Annotated in this window: 13 protein-coding genes; 8 read left to right on the top strand and 5 right to left on the bottom strand. The window is 66.2% G+C overall.

The window, feature by feature from the left end; translation table 11 throughout:
* Positions 1–10 precede the first annotated feature (10 nt).
* The 4 genes from AC1DCZ_RS03370 to AC1DCZ_RS03355 all read right to left on the bottom strand — a co-directional run bounded on the left by AC1DCZ_RS03370 (position 11) and on the right by AC1DCZ_RS03355 (position 3,768).
* A complete protein-coding gene (locus AC1DCZ_RS03370) occupies positions 11–784 on the bottom strand; it encodes a maleylpyruvate isomerase family mycothiol-dependent enzyme (protein ID WP_476973370.1) in 774 nt (257 codons plus the stop codon).
* Complete coding sequence (locus AC1DCZ_RS03365) at positions 784–1,620, bottom strand: fumarylacetoacetate hydrolase family protein (RefSeq protein ID WP_476973369.1); 837 nt, start codon at positions 1,618–1,620, stop codon at positions 784–786. Before AC1DCZ_RS03365 ends, AC1DCZ_RS03370 begins: the two co-directional genes overlap by 1 nt.
* Positions 1,621–2,772 carry a cupin domain-containing protein gene (locus AC1DCZ_RS03360; RefSeq protein ID WP_476973368.1) on the bottom strand — a complete coding sequence of 384 codons (1,152 nt, stop codon included), beginning with the start codon at positions 2,770–2,772 and terminating at the stop codon, positions 1,621–1,623.
* 174 nt (positions 2,773–2,946) lie between these two features.
* Positions 2,947–3,768, bottom strand: a complete 822-nt coding sequence (locus tag AC1DCZ_RS03355) for an IclR family transcriptional regulator (protein WP_476896504.1) — start codon at positions 3,766–3,768, stop codon at positions 2,947–2,949.
* Positions 3,769–3,816: 48 nt separating this feature from the next.
* Here AC1DCZ_RS03355 and AC1DCZ_RS03350 point away from each other — a divergent pair, with 48 nt between their 5' ends.
* The 5 genes from AC1DCZ_RS03350 to AC1DCZ_RS03330 all read left to right on the top strand — a co-directional run bounded on the left by AC1DCZ_RS03350 (position 3,817) and on the right by AC1DCZ_RS03330 (position 8,725).
* Entirely contained in the window at positions 3,817–5,157 is a 1,341-nt protein-coding gene (locus tag AC1DCZ_RS03350; RefSeq protein ID WP_476896505.1) for an MFS transporter, read from the top strand.
* Positions 5,150–6,400 carry an FAD-dependent oxidoreductase gene (locus AC1DCZ_RS03345; RefSeq protein ID WP_476896506.1) on the top strand — a complete coding sequence of 417 codons (1,251 nt, stop codon included), beginning with the start codon at positions 5,150–5,152 and terminating at the stop codon, positions 6,398–6,400. Before AC1DCZ_RS03350 ends, AC1DCZ_RS03345 begins: the two co-directional genes overlap by 8 nt.
* A gap of 268 nt (positions 6,401–6,668) precedes the next feature.
* Positions 6,669–7,874, top strand: a complete 1,206-nt coding sequence (locus AC1DCZ_RS03340; RefSeq protein ID WP_476896507.1) for an inorganic phosphate transporter — start codon at positions 6,669–6,671, stop codon at positions 7,872–7,874.
* Complete coding sequence (locus AC1DCZ_RS03335; protein ID WP_476896508.1) at positions 7,871–8,092, top strand: hypothetical protein; 222 nt, start codon at positions 7,871–7,873, stop codon at positions 8,090–8,092. Before AC1DCZ_RS03340 ends, AC1DCZ_RS03335 begins: the two co-directional genes overlap by 4 nt.
* Positions 8,093–8,152: 60 nt before the next feature.
* Positions 8,153–8,725 (top strand): dihydrofolate reductase family protein, encoded by a 573-nt coding sequence (locus AC1DCZ_RS03330; RefSeq protein WP_476896509.1) that lies wholly within the window; start codon positions 8,153–8,155, stop codon positions 8,723–8,725.
* On the opposite strand, the gene AC1DCZ_RS03325 is transcribed toward AC1DCZ_RS03330, so the two are convergent.
* Complete coding sequence (locus AC1DCZ_RS03325; protein WP_476896510.1) at positions 8,722–9,186, bottom strand: hotdog fold thioesterase; 465 nt, start codon at positions 9,184–9,186, stop codon at positions 8,722–8,724. The genes AC1DCZ_RS03330 and AC1DCZ_RS03325 overlap by 4 nt on opposite strands.
* A gap of 238 nt (positions 9,187–9,424) precedes the next feature.
* Here AC1DCZ_RS03325 and polA point away from each other — a divergent pair, with 238 nt between their 5' ends.
* The 3 genes from polA (at position 9,425) to rpsA (ending at position 15,131) form a co-directional block, all read left to right on the top strand.
* A complete protein-coding gene (gene polA, locus AC1DCZ_RS03320; RefSeq protein WP_476973481.1) occupies positions 9,425–12,064 on the top strand; it encodes a DNA polymerase I in 2,640 nt (879 codons plus the stop codon).
* Positions 12,065–12,127: 63 nt separating this feature from the next.
* Positions 12,128–13,414 carry a GNAT family N-acetyltransferase gene (locus tag AC1DCZ_RS03315; protein ID WP_476896511.1) on the top strand — a complete coding sequence of 429 codons (1,287 nt, stop codon included), beginning with the start codon at positions 12,128–12,130 and terminating at the stop codon, positions 13,412–13,414.
* A 241-nt stretch (positions 13,415–13,655) separates the two neighbouring features.
* Positions 13,656–15,131: a 30S ribosomal protein S1 gene (gene rpsA / locus AC1DCZ_RS03310; RefSeq protein WP_476896512.1), complete on the top strand. Its 1,476-nt coding sequence runs from the start codon at positions 13,656–13,658 to the stop codon at positions 15,129–15,131.
* Positions 15,132–15,247 lie beyond the last annotated feature (116 nt).

The raw sequence follows: 15,247 nt of genomic DNA, 5'->3' as shown, positions 1-15,247 counted from the left end.
TGCGTCAGGCTCAAATCCATGTGGGGGCGGCAGGAACCCGGCCGCCACCGTTGGGGGAAGCTTCCGTGCCGGGCCCGACGGCGGTCACGCCGCGGGTGCCGCGGCCAGCTGCCCATTCGACGACGGCGGGGAGCGTTCCCGAGACAATGGTCGGGGACGCCGCGGAGGTGCCGCCGAAAACGGGTTCCGGGTCCTGGCCGGTGACCTTTACCACGAGCCCGGCGTCGCTCCCGCGGTTCTTCCAGGCGCCGGTGATGTCTGCCAGCAGCCTGCGGAGCACGGGTTCCGGGATGTCCTGGAAGCTAGCGCCGTTGTCGAGGTCTACGGCGTGGATCCACACTTCGCGGGTGCGCATCCAGACCGTTTCGGTGGCGGGTACTTCCCGGCCTTGGATGGTCCGGACCGTGCGGTGCCAGGCGTCCTCGGGCAGGTCCCGCCATTCGACGTTCAGGTGCACGGCGGAGTGGTCGAAAAGGTGCCGCAGCGCGATCGGGGACAGCGTGGCGCCGAAACCGATTTCGTGGTCCCGGACCTCGGTGGAGGGATACATGGGTGTTTCCACTCCGGTGGCAGCCCACTCGACGAGCCGCGCGATGGCGCGGGCGTTGTAGCCGATGTGGGCGGTGATGTGGCGGCGGGTCCAGCCCGGCAGCAGCGACTCGCCGTCGAGCTCCGCGTCGCCCAGCTCGTTGAGCTTGCGGGCGAAGAACGCGGTGCCGCGCCGGGCCTGCAGCAGCGCGCCGAGCAGGTCCGGATCCGTCGTCTGGTCCTGGCGGGCGACCATCAGGCTTCCTTGATGACGCGGTTCGTCAGCTGGCCCAGTCCTTCTATGGTGGTGACCAGGACCTGGCCCTCCTGCAGGTAGCGCTTGGGGTCCTGGGCGTGGCCGACGCCGCCGGGGGTGCCGGTGGCGATCACATCTCCCGGGTTCAGCGTGATGATGGTCGAGATATAGGAGACCAGGTATTCCGGGGTGAAGACGAGGTCCCCGGTGGGGGTGCTCTGCTGGACTTCGCCGTCGACCGCGGAGGTCATCAGCGGCCCGGCGGTGAATTCGTCCTTCGTGACCAGGGCGGGCCCGAAAGGGGTGGACTTCTCCCAGGTTTTTCCCTGCAGCCACTGGACGGTGCGGAACTGGTAGTCGCGCATGGACACGTCGTTGAGGACGGCGTAGCCGGCGATGTGGTCCGCGGCGTCGGCTTCGGTGATCCGGCGGCCCGTTTTGCCGATGATGACGGCGAGTTCGGCTTCCCAGTCGACGGTGTCGGATTCCTGCGGGAGGGCCAGGTCATCGTTGGGGCCGATGAGGGATTCGGAGTACTTCGCGAACAGGGTGGGGAACTCGGGGACGTCCCGGCCCATTTCCTTGATGTGGTTGCGGTAGTTGTGGCCCACGCAGATGATCTTGCCGGGGGAGGGGACGACGGCGGCCAGGTCCGCGCCCTCGAGCGCGTGCGTGGCGCCGTTGGCGGCCTTCGCGGTTTCTTCCCAGTCGGGGCTGCGGAGCAGTTCCCCGACGTCGGCGAAGCCGCCGATTTCGGTCAGGGTGGTCCCGTCCTGGCGGACAGCCGTGGTTACTGTCTTGTCCCCAGCAGAGGTGCGGAGGGTGAGGAGTCTCATTTACTTGCGTCCTTCGGTGTAGGTGCGGTTGAAGTTCAGCCGTTCGAAAATGGGGGCGTCGCTGAAACGGAACAAGTCGAACCCGGTGTGGGAGCCGGTGTCTGCCTGCAGGGCCGCCTGGAGGGACCACTGGGTCCAGGAGGGGACGACGAAGAGGTCGCCCTTCGCCAGGGTCCGGGTTTCCCCGTTCAGGACCACCGTGCCGGAGCCTTCGAAGACCTGCCAGACGCTGGAGCCGACCTCGCGGAGGGCCGCGGTGGTGGCGCCGGGGCGGAGGCGGTGGAATTCGGCGCGGATGGTCGGCATGACGTCCCCGCCGGTGGTGGGGTTGGTGTAGCGGACGGCGGCGTGGCCCTGGGAGACGGTGGCCGGGTGGCCTTCGTCCTCGAGGAGGAGCTGTTCGGTCAGGGCCCGGTCCGTGTATTCCCAGCGGTACGCCGCGATGGGGGAGCTCGTGGTGTCATCCAGCCCGGAGAGGGGGCGCAGGCCCGGGTGGGCCCAGAGCCGTTCGGAGCGGGAGATGTCCGGGGTGGCCTCGTCGGTGACGCGTTCGGTGCCGAACTCGAAGAACCCGGCGTCGGCGTAGTGCACGAACGGGATGTCCAGGCCGTCGATCCAGGCCATCGGCTGATCGGTGTCGTTATGGTGGCCGTGGAAGTTCCAGCCCGGGGTCAGCAGGAAATCCCCGCGGGACATCCGCACCGGGTCCCCGTTCACGACCGTCCAGACCCCTTCGCCCTCGACGACGAAGCGGAACGCGTTCTGGGAGTGGCGGTGTTCCGGGGCGGTTTCCCGGGCACCAAGGTACTGGATGGCCGCCCACAACGTCGGGGTGGCGTACGGCGTCCCGGCCAGGCCCGGGTTCGCCAGGGCAATGGCGCGGCGTTCCCCGCCGCGGCCCACCGGCACCAGATCCCCGGCCCGGGCCGCCAGCGGGTAAAGGTCGCTCCACCTCCAGACGTGGGGGACTGCGTTCGGGGCCGGGACCATCGGCATCAAATCCGCGATCTCCGTCCACAACGGAATCAGGTTCTCCCGGTCAAAATCCCGGTACAGCTCCTTGAGCTGGGCAGCCTCTTCGGGCGTCGGCTCCGGGGCAGTGTGCCCCGCGGCCACTGATTCATGAGTCGTGTTGTCGGCGCTGATGGACACGTGGGCCTCCTCGGTAGGTCAGAACAGTTCTTTGGCGTAGTACGACTCTACGGATCCCGGTGTGTGACCCCCAGCATATTCTGCCAGTCAGAATTGCCATCCAACTGACTCGCAGTTAAGGCCGTTATGAGCCCTCAAAACGGCCTTAACTGCGAGTCAGTTGGGCTGCCTGACTCAGTCCGGATCGGCGGGATTGGCGGCGATGTCGATCTCCAGCTGGCGGCAGCATTCGCGCAAAGCGGGGACCAGTCCGGCGTCGAATACGCTGCGGAACCGGGTGGCCGGCGTGGCGACGCTGAGCGCCCCCACCACTTCGCCCCGCCCGTTGTGCAGGGCGATACCGAGGGCGCTGACTCCTTCCTCCGTGCCCTCGAAGTTGGCGGCAAACCCATTGCTCCGGATCGCCTCGAGTTCACGGAGGAAGGCCGTGTATTCACTGTCCGGAATGACGTCGCCGCCGATTTCAGCGTTGTTGCTGCGGAACAGCTGCTCGATCATGGACGGCTCCAGTTCCGCCAGCATCGCCTTGCCCCCCGAGGTCTTGTTGGCAGGCATCACCGTGCCCTGCCGGTCACCCACCCGCAACACGTTGTTTCCTTCCACCGTGGCCAGGAACCGGACTTTCGTGCCCACCCGCACCATGAGGTTCACGGTTTCGTTGAGCTGGCCGGACAAAACCTCCATATGCGGCTGGGCGATCCTGCGCAGCAGCCTCGTCCAGCTCAGTCCCGCCGGGCCCACGCCCATCGCCGGCCCGGGCACATATCGGCGGTTCTCGTCCTGGACGGCGAAGCCGCGGTAGACAAGCATCGCGAGAAGCCGGTGCGCAGTGGACGGCGCCACGCCGAGCTCTGAGGCCGCATCCTTGAGCCGCAGCGCTCCGCCGTCGCGAAGTAACTGCAGCAGCTGCAAGGCGTTGTCTACCGCTTCAACCGAATACGTCGGCCGTTTCTGTGCCGGCCGCCTCGCGGCCTTGGCTGACGGGTTGTTCTGCACATCAGAATTGTATTGTGGTTCGTCGACGCCCGCCACGAAAGTAGTGGTATGAATCACAAACCTTCCGCTGCAGCGCCGGAGCGGCCCGCACCAGGCATCGCCATTTCCACGACCGAGGATGGGCCGGCATTCCGGTCTTCCCGGGCATCGGCCGCGGCCGTACTCGTCTGCTGGCTCCTCGTAGTTTTCGACGGATACGACCTGATCGTCTACGGCACCGTCCAGTCCTCCCTGATCTCCCAAACCGGCTGGGGCCTGACGAAGGCCACAGCCGGGACTATCGGGTCCATGGCCTTCCTGGGCATGATGATCGGAGCCATCTTCGCCGGACGCATGGCCGACTCCTGGGGCCGTCGCCGCACCATCCTCGGCTGCGCGATCGTCTTCTCCGTCTTCACCATCCTGTGCGCCTTTGCCCCCAACGCTCCCGTCTTCGGTGCCATGCGCCTCATGGCCGGGATTGGACTCGGCGGCCTCGTGCCATCGGCCAACGCCCTGGTCGCCGAACTCGTCCCCGACAAGTGGCGCTCCACGATCGCAACCCTGATGATGTCCGGCGTGCCTATCGGCGGCTCCGTCGCCGCCCTTGTGGGCATTCCGCTGATTCCGGCCCTCGGCTGGCCGGCCATGTTCCTGGTCGCCGTCGTCGCACTGATGGTGGTTGTCCCGCTCGGCCTGCTCTATCTTCCGGAAACGCTGGCCCCGGCCGGCACGTCCGCGGCGGGCGACCCCGCGATCAAGGAGCCGGCCGGCTTCGCGTCGCTCCTGCGTGCCCCCTACCTCGGGATCAGCGTCCTGTTCGCCCTGGCAACGCTGGCCACACTCTTCGCCTGGTACGGCCTCGGGACGTGGCTGCCTAACCTGATGCAACTGGCGGGGTACAACCTGGGGTCTGCTTTGACCTTCGCCCTCGCCCTGAACCTCGGCGCGGTGGCCGGTTCGGTCCTCACCGCCTGGGCCGGCACCCGCTTCGGTCCGGCGCCGACCGCCATCGCCGCAGCCGCCGTCGCCGCGGGCGCCCTCGTGGTGCTCGTCAGCGGCCCGTCCGTCATGGTCGTCTACCTCATGCTCGTCCTGGCCGGCATCGGCACCCACGGCACGCAGTGCCTGGTCATCGCCGCGGTCGCCGGACACTATCCCGGACACCTCCGGGGAACCGCCCTGGGCTGGGCCCTGGGCGTCGGCCGGATCGGCGCCGTCGCCGCACCGCAGGTCGGTGGCCTGCTGCTGGCCGCCGGGCTGGGCGTCAACTCGAATTTCCTCGCCTTCGCCGGCGCAGCCGCCATCGCCGCAGTGCTGCTCGCCGCCATCGGCATCAAGCTGAAGGCACGAGCCTCACATCCGGCCTCCATCTCACCCTCAATCCCTCAAGGAGCAAGCAATGTCTGAGCACGCCACGTCCACCGATGTCCTCGTCATCGGAGGGGGAATGGCCGGCCTGGCCGGAGCCCTCGCCCTGCGTGAAAACGGCGCCGACGTCACCCTCGTGGAGCGGGCCCCGGAATTCGGTGAGGTCGGCGCGGGCCTGCAGATGGCCCCGAACGCATCCCGCGTGCTGAAGCGCTGGGGCCTGCTCGAAAAGGCACTCGAAATCGGTGTCCAGCCCAAGCACCTCGTCTTCCGCGACGCCGTGACCGGCGAGGAACTCACCCGTCAGACGCTGGGCGCCGAATTCGCGGAACGCTACGGCGCTCCGTACGTTGTGATCCACCGCAGCGACCTGCACCGCGTCCTGCTCGAAGGCTGTGAGGCGGCGGGCGTCAAGCTTGTCAACGACGTCCTGGTCGAGAGCGTGGAAACCGTGAACGGCCGTGGGGTTGCCCACACCGCCGCCGGCGTGGACTACGAGGCCGACGTCGTGATCGGCGCCGATGGCCTGAAGTCCACCCTCCGCCCGCTCGTGGCGGACGACGCCCCCGTGCCGTCCGCCTACGTGGCCTACCGCGGCACCGTCCCCATCACGGAGAACACACCCAAGGCCGACCTCGAAGATGTGATCGTCTACCTTGGACCGGACTGCCACCTGGTGCAGTACCCCCTGCGGAAGGGTGAGCTGTTGAATACGGTGGCCGTCTTCAAATCCGCATCGTTCGAGCGCGGCGAGGAACAGTACGGCGGCGTGGACGAGCTCGAGGCAGCCTACAGGGACTGCGTCCCGGCCGTGCAGGAAGCGCTGAAGAACCTGGCCACCGGGATCCGCTGGCCCATGTACGACCGCGACCCGATCGAAAACTGGGTCGCCGGCCGGATGGTCCTCATGGGTGACGCTGCCCACCCCATGCTGCAGTACCTCGCCCAGGGCGCCTGCCAGGCCCTGGAGGACGCAGCGGTGCTGCAGGACGCCAGCCACGGCACGGTGTTCACGGCTGAGGGCATCAACCCGGCGGCCTGGGAGGATGCGATCCGGGACTTCAACGCCCAGCGCGCCGGACGCACGGCCAAGGTCCAGCGCACAGCCCGTATCTGGGGTGAATCCTGGCACGTTTCGGGTCTCGCCCGCGTCCTGCGGAACCTGCTGTTCAAGAGCCGCAAGGACGGCGACTTCCAGTACAACGACTGGCTGTATGGCCAGGTGGGGGAAGGTGTTCCTCCCGCCCACAGCCCGGCAGACCGGGCCAAGGTTCACGCATAGGCTCACGCCGCACGGCAGTGCCCGATGCCGGACGTCCAACCGGCGTCCGGCATCCGGCGTCTGCGATCCGCCCGTCCGCTGCCAACCCCGGGGCTTCCGGGGGCCCGGGCTGATGTTTTGCCGAGCCGTCTTTCCCACGTACCATCGATAAGGTTTCAAGCTGCTTTGCCGCACGTCTTGCGTCGTCCCTTGACAGCGGACGAACGCGCGCAATGCGGCAACGGGGAAGTGGAACTTCTGACCGTCGACTCTGCAGATTGGGCAACAGGTGGAAATCACCGTAATGGTGGCGCTAGTGATATCGCTGGCGCTGTTCTTCGACTTCACCAACGGATTTCATGACACCGCTAACGCCATGGCTACGCCCATCGCGACCGGTGCCATCAAGCCGAAAACGGCAGTCGCCCTCGCGGCGGTGCTGAACCTGGTGGGAGCGTTCCTCTCCACGGAAGTGGCCAAGACCGTTTCGGGCGGCATCATCCGTGAAGGTTCCAACGGCATCCAGATCACCCCGGACATTATCTTCGCGGGCCTGATGGGCGCCATCCTCTGGAACATGATCACGTGGTTGAAGGGGCTGCCGTCGAGTTCGTCGCACGCCCTCTTCGGCGGTTTGATCGGTGCAGCCATCGCGGGCATCGGCATCCACTCCGTGAACTTCGACTCGCTGCTCCAGAAGGTCATCCTTCCGGCAGTCTTCGCCCCGCTTATCGCCGGCGGCGTGGCCTACCTGTGCACCCGCCTGGCCTACGCACTGACGTCCCGGCACGATCCCGAGACCGGCGGCAAGCTCACGCAGAAGCGCGGCGGATTCCGCACCGGCCAGATTTTCACGTCCAGCCTGGTCGCCCTCGCCCACGGCACCAACGACGCGCAGAAGACAATGGGCATCATTACGCTCGTCCTGATCGCGGCCGGCACCCAGCCCGCTGGCTCAGGACCACAGTGGTGGGTCATTACCGCTTGCGCCCTCGCCATTGCAGTGGGCACGTACGCGGGCGGCTGGCGGATTATCCGCACCATGGGGGCCGGGCTCACCGAGGTCAAGCCGGCACAGGGCTTCGCCGCCGAGACCAGCACGGCATCCGCCATCCTGGCTTCCTCACATCTCGGGTTCGCCCTGTCCACCACGCACGTGGCCTCCGGCTCAGTCATCGGTTCCGGGATGGGACGCCGCGGCACCACAGTCCGGTGGGGCATGGCCGGACGGATCTTCGTCGGCTGGCTCTTCACGCTGCCGGCTGCCGGGATCGTTGGAGCACTGACTGCGCTGCTCGTCAAGACCGGTGTGGTTGGCCTGGTCATCGCGGCCATCGCCGGCACCGGCGCCGTTGTCTATATGTTCATCGCCTCGCGGAAATCGCACGTGGGCCACCACAACGCCGTCGAGGTCGAAGAAGCAGGCCAAGCCGTCCTGTTCCGCAAGAAGAAGTCCGCCGGCAAGTCGAGCAAGAATAAGGATGTCCAGCGATGAAATGGTTGGAAATCATCACCGTCGCGGGCGCGAGCCTCGTCGCGGCGCTGACTATCGTTGTGCTCTACGCACTCGGTGTCCGGCTCACCGCTATCGCCGGTGATGTCCGCGAGAGCAGCCCGGGGTGGGTCCGTCCGCTCGCCTACGTGTGTTTTGCGGCTTGCGGCATCGCCGTCCTGTTCGGGCTCTACCTGATCATTCCCTACTTCAGCAAGTAGGCGCAGGCGACGGGAAGCCCGGCTCTGGGAACCCGTGGTCGAAGTGGCTAAGCTGGCGCCATGCCGCGTCTGCAGTACTTCGTTGCCTCATCGCTCGACGGATTCATCGCCACGGCCGATGACGGGCTGGACTGGCTGATCCAGTTCGACGGGTTCTCCGGCGGCAAGGAAAGCTACGACGCGTTCATGGCCGACGTCGGCTGCATCGTCATGGGGGGCGAAACGTACGCCTGGCTGACGGAGCACGAAGCCGGCAGCTGGCCCTACCCTGCCACACCCTGCTGGGTCTTCACCCACCACGAGCTCTCAGCGCCCCGGGGCACCGACATCACGTTTGTCCGGGGGCCGGTCCGGGAGTTCGTCGGGGACCTCCACGAGGCCGCCGGCGGCAGGAACGTCTGGATTGTGGGCGGGGGAGTCCTGGCGGCCCAGTTCGCGGAGGCCGGGCTCCTGGATGAGCTGATCATCTCGATCATTCCGGTGGTGCTGGGCAACGGCAAGCCCGTGCTCCCGCTGTCAGGCCCGACGCCGCCGCTGGAGTTGATCTCGTCCCGCACCATGGGCCGCGGAATCATGGAGCTGCACTACCGTTTCAGCAAGCCCCAGGCTGCCGGGAGTCCGCCGCCCGCCTAGTCCGCGATATCGCGGATGAGGTTCGTGATCCGGGCCGTGGAGAGCCGGCGCCCCTTCTCGTCCGTCATGACGATTTCATGCGTGGTGAGGGTCCGCCCGAGGTGGATGGCCGTGCACGTGCCGGTCACGAGCCCTTCGGAAATCGCACGGTGGTGGGTCGCGCCGACTTCGATCCCCAACGCCTGCCGCTTCGGGCCTGCATGCATCCCGGCGGCAAAGGAGCCGAGTGTCTCGGCGAGAACCACGTGCGCGCCGCCGTGCAGGATGCCTGCCACCTGGGTGTTGCCTTCGACCGGCATGGTGGCCACAGTCCGCTGCGGACTCATCTCCAGGAAGCGGATCCCCATCTTCACCACGAGGGCGCCGACACCGTACCGGCCCAGCCAATCGTGCATGTCCTCGGGAACTCCGGCCGCTGCGAGTTCGGCCGCGTAGGGTCCGGGCGTGAAATTGTCCATCATGGGAACTAGGCTGGCACCTGTGAGTGAAACTACCAAACCGGCCCCTGCCCCTTCTGCCGCAGTCACCGCCGTCAGCGCTGAAACTGCCACCCTGACTGATGCAGCGGCTGGCGGTTCCGTGCTTGTGGCCGAACCGGCGGCGAAGTCCCGCCGTGCCGGCGCGGAGGTTTCCGCCACCGAGGCGCCGGTCATCCCCGTCACGGACCAGCCCCGGCTGCTGGTGCTCGACGGCCACTCGATGGCGTTTCGCGCTTTCTTCGCCCTGCCTGCGGACAAGTTCTCCACCGCCACGGGGCAGCACACCAACGCCGTGCATGGCTTCACGTCCATGCTGATCAACCTCATCAAGGAACAGAAGCCCACCCACGTGGCGGTGGCATTCGACGTCTCCGACGACACCACGCACCGCAAGGCCGAGTACGACGGCTACAAGGGCGGACGAAATGAGACGCCGCGGGAAATGAGCGGCCAGATCGACCTCATCGACAAGGTTATGGGCGCCTGGGGAATCAAGACCATCAAGATGCCCGGCTGGGAGGCCGACGACATCCTGGCCACCCTCGCCGCCATGGGTGAGAAGGCCGGCTACGAGGTGCTGCTGGTCTCCGGCGACCGGGATGCGTTCCAGCTCATCACGGACAACGTGTTCGTCCTGTACCCGAAGAAGGGTGTCAGCGACATTCCCCGGATGGACGCGGACGCTATCCAGGAAAAGTACTTCGTCAGCCCGGCCCAGTACTCGGATCTCGCCGCCCTGGTCGGCGAGAGCGCGGACAACCTCCCGGGTGTTCCCGGCGTCGGCCCCAAGACGGCCGCCAAATGGATCAACCTCTACGGCGGCCTGGAGGGTGTCCTGGAGAACCTCGAGGCGATCGGCGGGAAGGTGGGGGATTCCCTCCGCGAAAACGTCGAGGACGTCAAGCGCAACCGGCGGCTCAACAGGCTCCGTACCGATCTGGAGCTGCCCGTCACGCTCGAGGACCTCGCGGAGCCGCGGCCGGACCAGGGCGCCCTTGAGGAGCTCTTCGACGCCCTTGAATTCAAGACCATCCGCACCCGGCTGTTTGCCCTGTACGGCAGTGAAGTGACCGAAGCCGAGCGGGAAAGCCTCGATACTCCGGACTTCGCCGTCCCCGCAGACGCCGCCGAGCTGAGCGCCTTCCTCGCGGCCGCCGCCGGCAAGCGGTCCGCCGTCGCGGTCGATCTTGTGCCTGGCCGGATCGGCGAGGACGCGGCGGCGGTGGCGATCGTCCGCGACGACGCCGCCGTCTACATCGACCTGGCCAGCCAGGACGCCGCCGCCGAAAACGTCCTGGCCGCGTGGCTGCGTGACGCCCAAGCACCGAAGGTGATGCACGGATTCAAGGCTGCCCTGAAGGCTCTGACCGCCCGCGGCCTGGAACTGGAGGGCGTCGTGGATGACACCTCCATTTCCGGCTACCTCATCCAGCCCGACAGCCGCAGCTACGAGCTCGCGGAGCTGGCGCAGCACCACCTCAACATTGCGGTATCCACCGAGGCCGCGAAGGCAGGCCAGCTGGAGCTGGCGTTCGACGGCGATGACGCCGCCGCCGCCGGCGCGCTGGTCCACGTGGCCGCCGTCGTCCTGGCCCTGAGCCGCTACTTCGAGTCGGAACTGAAGGAACGCAAAGCCCAGGACCTGCTGACCACCCTTGAACTGCCTGTCAGCCGGGTTCTCGCCGACATGGAACTCGCGGGCATCGCCATCGACATGCCGCGCATGGACGAGCAGCTGTCGGACCTCGCCAAGGTGATCGACAACGCCCAGGAGCTCGCCTTCGCCGCGATCGGCCACGAGGTCAACCTTGGTTCGCCGAAGCAGCTCCAGACGGTGCTGTTCGATGAACTCCAGTTGCCGAAAACCAAGAAAATCAAATCCGGCTACACCACCGACGCGGCCTCGCTCAAGAACCTGCTGGAAAAGACCGGGCACGAATTCCTGGTCCAGCTCATGGCGCACCGCGAGTCGTCGAAGCTGCGCCAAATGCTGGAGTCGCTCAAGAAGTCCGTCACGGAAGACGGCCGGATCCACACCACCTACGCGCAGAACGTCGCAGCCACGGGCCGGATCTCCTCCAACAACCCCAACCTGCAGAACATCCCCATCCGCAGCGAGGAAGGCCGGCGCGTCCGCGGCATCTTCGTGGTCAGCGAGGGCTATGAATGCCTGCTGTCCGCCGACTACTCCCAGATCGAGATGCGCATCATGGCCCACCTCTCGGGTGACGCCGGGCTGATCCAGGCGTACAAGGACGGCGAAGACCTCCACCGGTTCGTGGGCTCCAACATCTTCCATGTGCCCACAGACCAGGTGACGGGTGCCATGCGTTCGAAGGTCAAGGCGATGTCCTATGGCCTGGCGTACGGTCTCACGTCCTTCGGCCTGTCGAAGCAGCTGGAGATCTCCGTGGACGAGGCCCGGACCCTCATGAAGGACTACTTCGACCGGTTCGGCGCCGTCCGCGACTACCTCCGCGGAGTGGTGGACCAGGCGCGGATCGACGGCTACACCGCCACGATCGAGGGACGCCGCCGTTACCTCCCGGACCTCACCAGCACTGACCGCCAGCTGCGCGAGAACGCGGAGCGGGTGGCGTTGAACTCTCCCATCCAGGGGTCCGCCGCGGATATCATCAAACGCGCCATGTTGGGCGTCTCCGGCGCGCTGGCGGCGCAGGGCCTTAAATCGCGGATGCTGCTGCAGGTCCATGATGAACTGGTCCTCGAAGTCGCCAACGGCGAAAGCGAGGCCGTCGAGAAGCTCGTGACCGAACAAATGGGCTCGGCCGCGGACCTCACCGTTCCGCTGGACGTCCAGATCGGCGTCGGCTCCAGCTGGTACGAGGCGGGGCACTAACGGTTTACCGGTGCCGGCGCCGCCGGCACCGCGGGATTGGCAGGATTCCAGGGGGAGAAGCACATGGCAGAGCAGTACGAAATCAGGCGGTTCAAACCGGCGGCCAAGGACGACCCGGGGTACCCGGAGTCCGTCGCCTGGATGCGGGCCGTTGCATTCGGCTTCCACGATGCCCGCCGCAGCGATGAACGGGTCGATAGAGGCCTCGAGATGCAGCGCGCGGACAGTCGGACGATGACAGGCGTCTACTACGCCGGGCCCGTCGCCGACCACGCACTCGGCGCCGACGTGCCGGTGGCGACTTTCGGCACGATGAACAAGACGCTGAACATTGGCTTCGGGCGGTTCTTGGACACCCGACTCGTGACCGCCGTAACCGTACGGACCTCGCACCGCCGCCGCGGGCTGTTGCGCCGCATGATGGCCGAGGAACTGGGGCTGGCACATCAGGAGGGCTTGGCGATGGCGGCACTGACCGCCTCGGAAGCCTCCATCTACGGGCGTTTCGGCTTCGGCGTCGCGACGTCGGAGCAGTCGATCAAGGTCGACACTAGTGCCCGCTTCGTCGTGAACCACGCCCCGGTCGGCAGTGTCGAGGTGGCTGATCCCAAGGTGCTCCTTGCGTTGGCTCCGGTGATCTTCGACCGCCTTCACCGCCTGACGCCGGGTTCCATAGGCCGGCACGAGTTCTACCGGCAGTTCGTCTCCGGTTCTATCAGCCGGGAGGATAGTGAGGACCCGAAGGTCAAGGTTGCGCTGCACTACGGCCCCGACGGCGACGTGGACGGCTACGTGTCCTACAAGTTCGGCGGCTGGTCCAGCACCCCCTACACGATGGAGGTCGTCGACCTGGTGGCGGCCACCGATGCGGGCTACCTGGAACTGTGGCAATACCTCGGAGCCATCGACCTCGTCGAACGCGTGACTTGGGACGAGGCACCCGTTGACGACCCGCTGCCCTGGGCCCTCAGGGATCCGCGCTGCGTTGATGCTTCGGAGGCCCGGGACATGCTCTGGCTCCGGATCCTGGACACCCCTAAGGCGCTCGGCGCCCGGCGCTACTCCGCCGACGGGTCCCTGGTGCTCCGCGTGACCGACAGCCTGGGTTTCGCTGCCGGGACCTTCGCCGTAAAGATCGTCGGGGGAGAAGCGACGGTGACGCCGGCCCCGGAAGCAGAACCGGATCTGTCGCTTGATGTCGCGGATCTCGGCTCCGTCTATCTGGGCGCCGTCTGTCCTGTGACCCTGAAAGCGGCCGGCCGGATCACCGAGCACACAGCCGGGGCGGCGCTGACGGCGCGGCTCATGTTCGCCGTCGAACGCCCGCCGCACTGCCTCACGCACTTCTAGCTCGCCGGTGCGTTTCCTGCGGCCCGCTTCCCATGGCGGCGGCCCCTGCGCGCTTTGACCCGCGTTCCCGGAAACGACTAGACTAAACGGGCGTGTACTACGTGCGCGCATCTACAATCCACAAAATCAGGATGACCCGGCGGATCGCTTGCTGTGAAGCCGTGTTCTTGGCCTGCATTCCATAATGCAGGTGAAGCGGTTTGCCTGACCGACTCACTATCCACAACGGAGCCCCTACTACATGACCATCACCTCCACCGAGAAGCCCGGTACCCCCGTAGTCGCGATTAACGACATCGGTACCGCTGAGGACTTCCTCGCAGCAGTCGACGCCACCATCAAGTACTTCAACGACGGAGACCTCGTCGAAGGTACCGTCGTCAAAGTCGACCGCGACGAAGTTCTGCTCGACATCGGTTACAAGACCGAAGGTGTCATTCCCTCCCGCGAGCTGTCCATCAAGCACGATGTTGATCCCGGAGACGTCGTCTCCGTTGGCGATCTCGTCGAAGCCCTGGTGCTCACCAAGGAAGACAAAGAAGGCCGCCTGATCCTCTCCAAGAAGCGCGCTCAGTACGAGCGTGCCTGGGGCGACATCGAGAAGGTCAAGGAAGAAGACGGTGTTGTCACCGGTACCGTCATCGAGGTTGTCAAGGGTGGTCTTATCCTCGACATCGGTCTGCGCGGCTTCCTGCCGGCATCCCTCGTCGAGATGCGCCGTGTGCGCGACCTCGCTCCGTACATCGGTCAGAAGATCGAAGCCAAAATCATCGAGCTGGACAAGAACCGCAACAACGTTGTGCTGTCCCGCCGTGCATGGCTCGAGCAGACCCAGTCCGAGGTCCGCTCCACGTTCCTCAACAAGCTGGAAAAGGGCCAGGTCCGTCCCGGCGTCGTTTCCTCCATCGTCAACTTCGGTGCATTCGTGGACCTGGGCGGCGTAGACGGCCTCGTTCACGTTTCCGAGCTGTCCTGGAAGCACATCGACCACCCGTCCGAGGTTGTCGAAGTTGGCCAGGAAGTCACCGTCGAGGTCCTCGAGGTCGACCTGGACCGCGAGCGTGTTTCCCTCTCGCTCAAGGCTACGCAGGAAGATCCGTGGCAGACCTTCGCCCGCACCCACGCCCTCGGGCAGGTTGTGCCGGGTAAGGTCACCAAGCTGGTTCCGTTCGGCGCGTTCGTTCGCGTTGAAGACGGCATCGAAGGCCTGGTCCACATCTCCGAGCTGGCCGTGCGCCACGTTGAGCTGGCGGAGCAGGTTGTCTCCGTTGGTGACGAGCTGTTCGTCAAGGTCATCGACATCGACCTTGAGCGTCGCCGCATCTCCCTCTCCCTCAAGCAGGCTAACGAGGGCGTTGACGCCGAAAGCACCGAATTCGATCCGGCTCTCTACGGCATGGCCGCCGAGTACGACGAAGAGGGCAACTACAAGTACCCGGAGGGCTTCGACCCGGAGTCCAACGAGTGGCTTGAAGGCTACGAGACGCAGCGCGCCGTCTGGGAGCAGCAGTACGCTGACGCCCAGACCCGCTGGGAAGCCCACAAGAAGCAGGTTGCCCAGCACGCTGCCGACGACGCTGCAGCAGCAACGTCCGGCGAGAGCGATTCCGGCACCACCAGCTACTCCTCCGAGCCGGCCGCAACCGAGACCGGTGCAGGCACGCTTGCATCGGACGAGGCTCTTGCCGCACTGCGCGAGAAGCTGACCGGCAACTAATTTGCCCTTAAGACTTCGGGAGTCCGCTCCCGGAGTCCAGGCAGTTGGTAGCTTGAAGTAGCACCGTGAAGGTGGCCGTCCCTAAGGGGCGGCCACCTTTCGTTTAAGCCATGCAG

The organism is Arthrobacter sp. 10N418 (genome assembly GCF_056394725.1).
This window is presented reverse-complemented; position numbering and strand designations above follow the sequence as displayed.

Excerpts from the sequence above, each read along its gene's own strand:
- AC1DCZ_RS03365 (WP_476973369.1), bottom strand. The coding sequence starts at position 1,620 with ATGAGACTCCTCACCCTCCGCACCTCTGCTGGGGACAAGACAGTAACC.
- AC1DCZ_RS03370 (WP_476973370.1), bottom strand. The coding sequence starts at position 784 with ATGGTCGCCCGCCAGGACCAGACGACGGATCCGGACCTGCTCGGCGCG.
- AC1DCZ_RS03345 (WP_476896506.1), top strand. The coding sequence starts at position 5,150 with ATGTCTGAGCACGCCACGTCCACCGATGTCCTCGTCATCGGAGGGGGA.
- AC1DCZ_RS03325 (WP_476896510.1), bottom strand. The coding sequence starts at position 9,186 with ATGATGGACAATTTCACGCCCGGACCCTACGCGGCCGAACTCGCAGCG.
- AC1DCZ_RS03330 (WP_476896509.1), top strand. The coding sequence starts at position 8,153 with ATGCCGCGTCTGCAGTACTTCGTTGCCTCATCGCTCGACGGATTCATC.
- polA (WP_476973481.1), top strand. The coding sequence starts at position 9,425 with ATGGCGTTTCGCGCTTTCTTCGCCCTGCCTGCGGACAAGTTCTCCACC.
- AC1DCZ_RS03315 (WP_476896511.1), top strand. The coding sequence starts at position 12,128 with ATGGCAGAGCAGTACGAAATCAGGCGGTTCAAACCGGCGGCCAAGGAC.
- AC1DCZ_RS03335 (WP_476896508.1), top strand. The coding sequence starts at position 7,871 with ATGAAATGGTTGGAAATCATCACCGTCGCGGGCGCGAGCCTCGTCGCG.
- AC1DCZ_RS03350 (WP_476896505.1), top strand. The coding sequence starts at position 3,817 with ATGAATCACAAACCTTCCGCTGCAGCGCCGGAGCGGCCCGCACCAGGC.
- rpsA (WP_476896512.1), top strand. The coding sequence starts at position 13,656 with ATGACCATCACCTCCACCGAGAAGCCCGGTACCCCCGTAGTCGCGATT.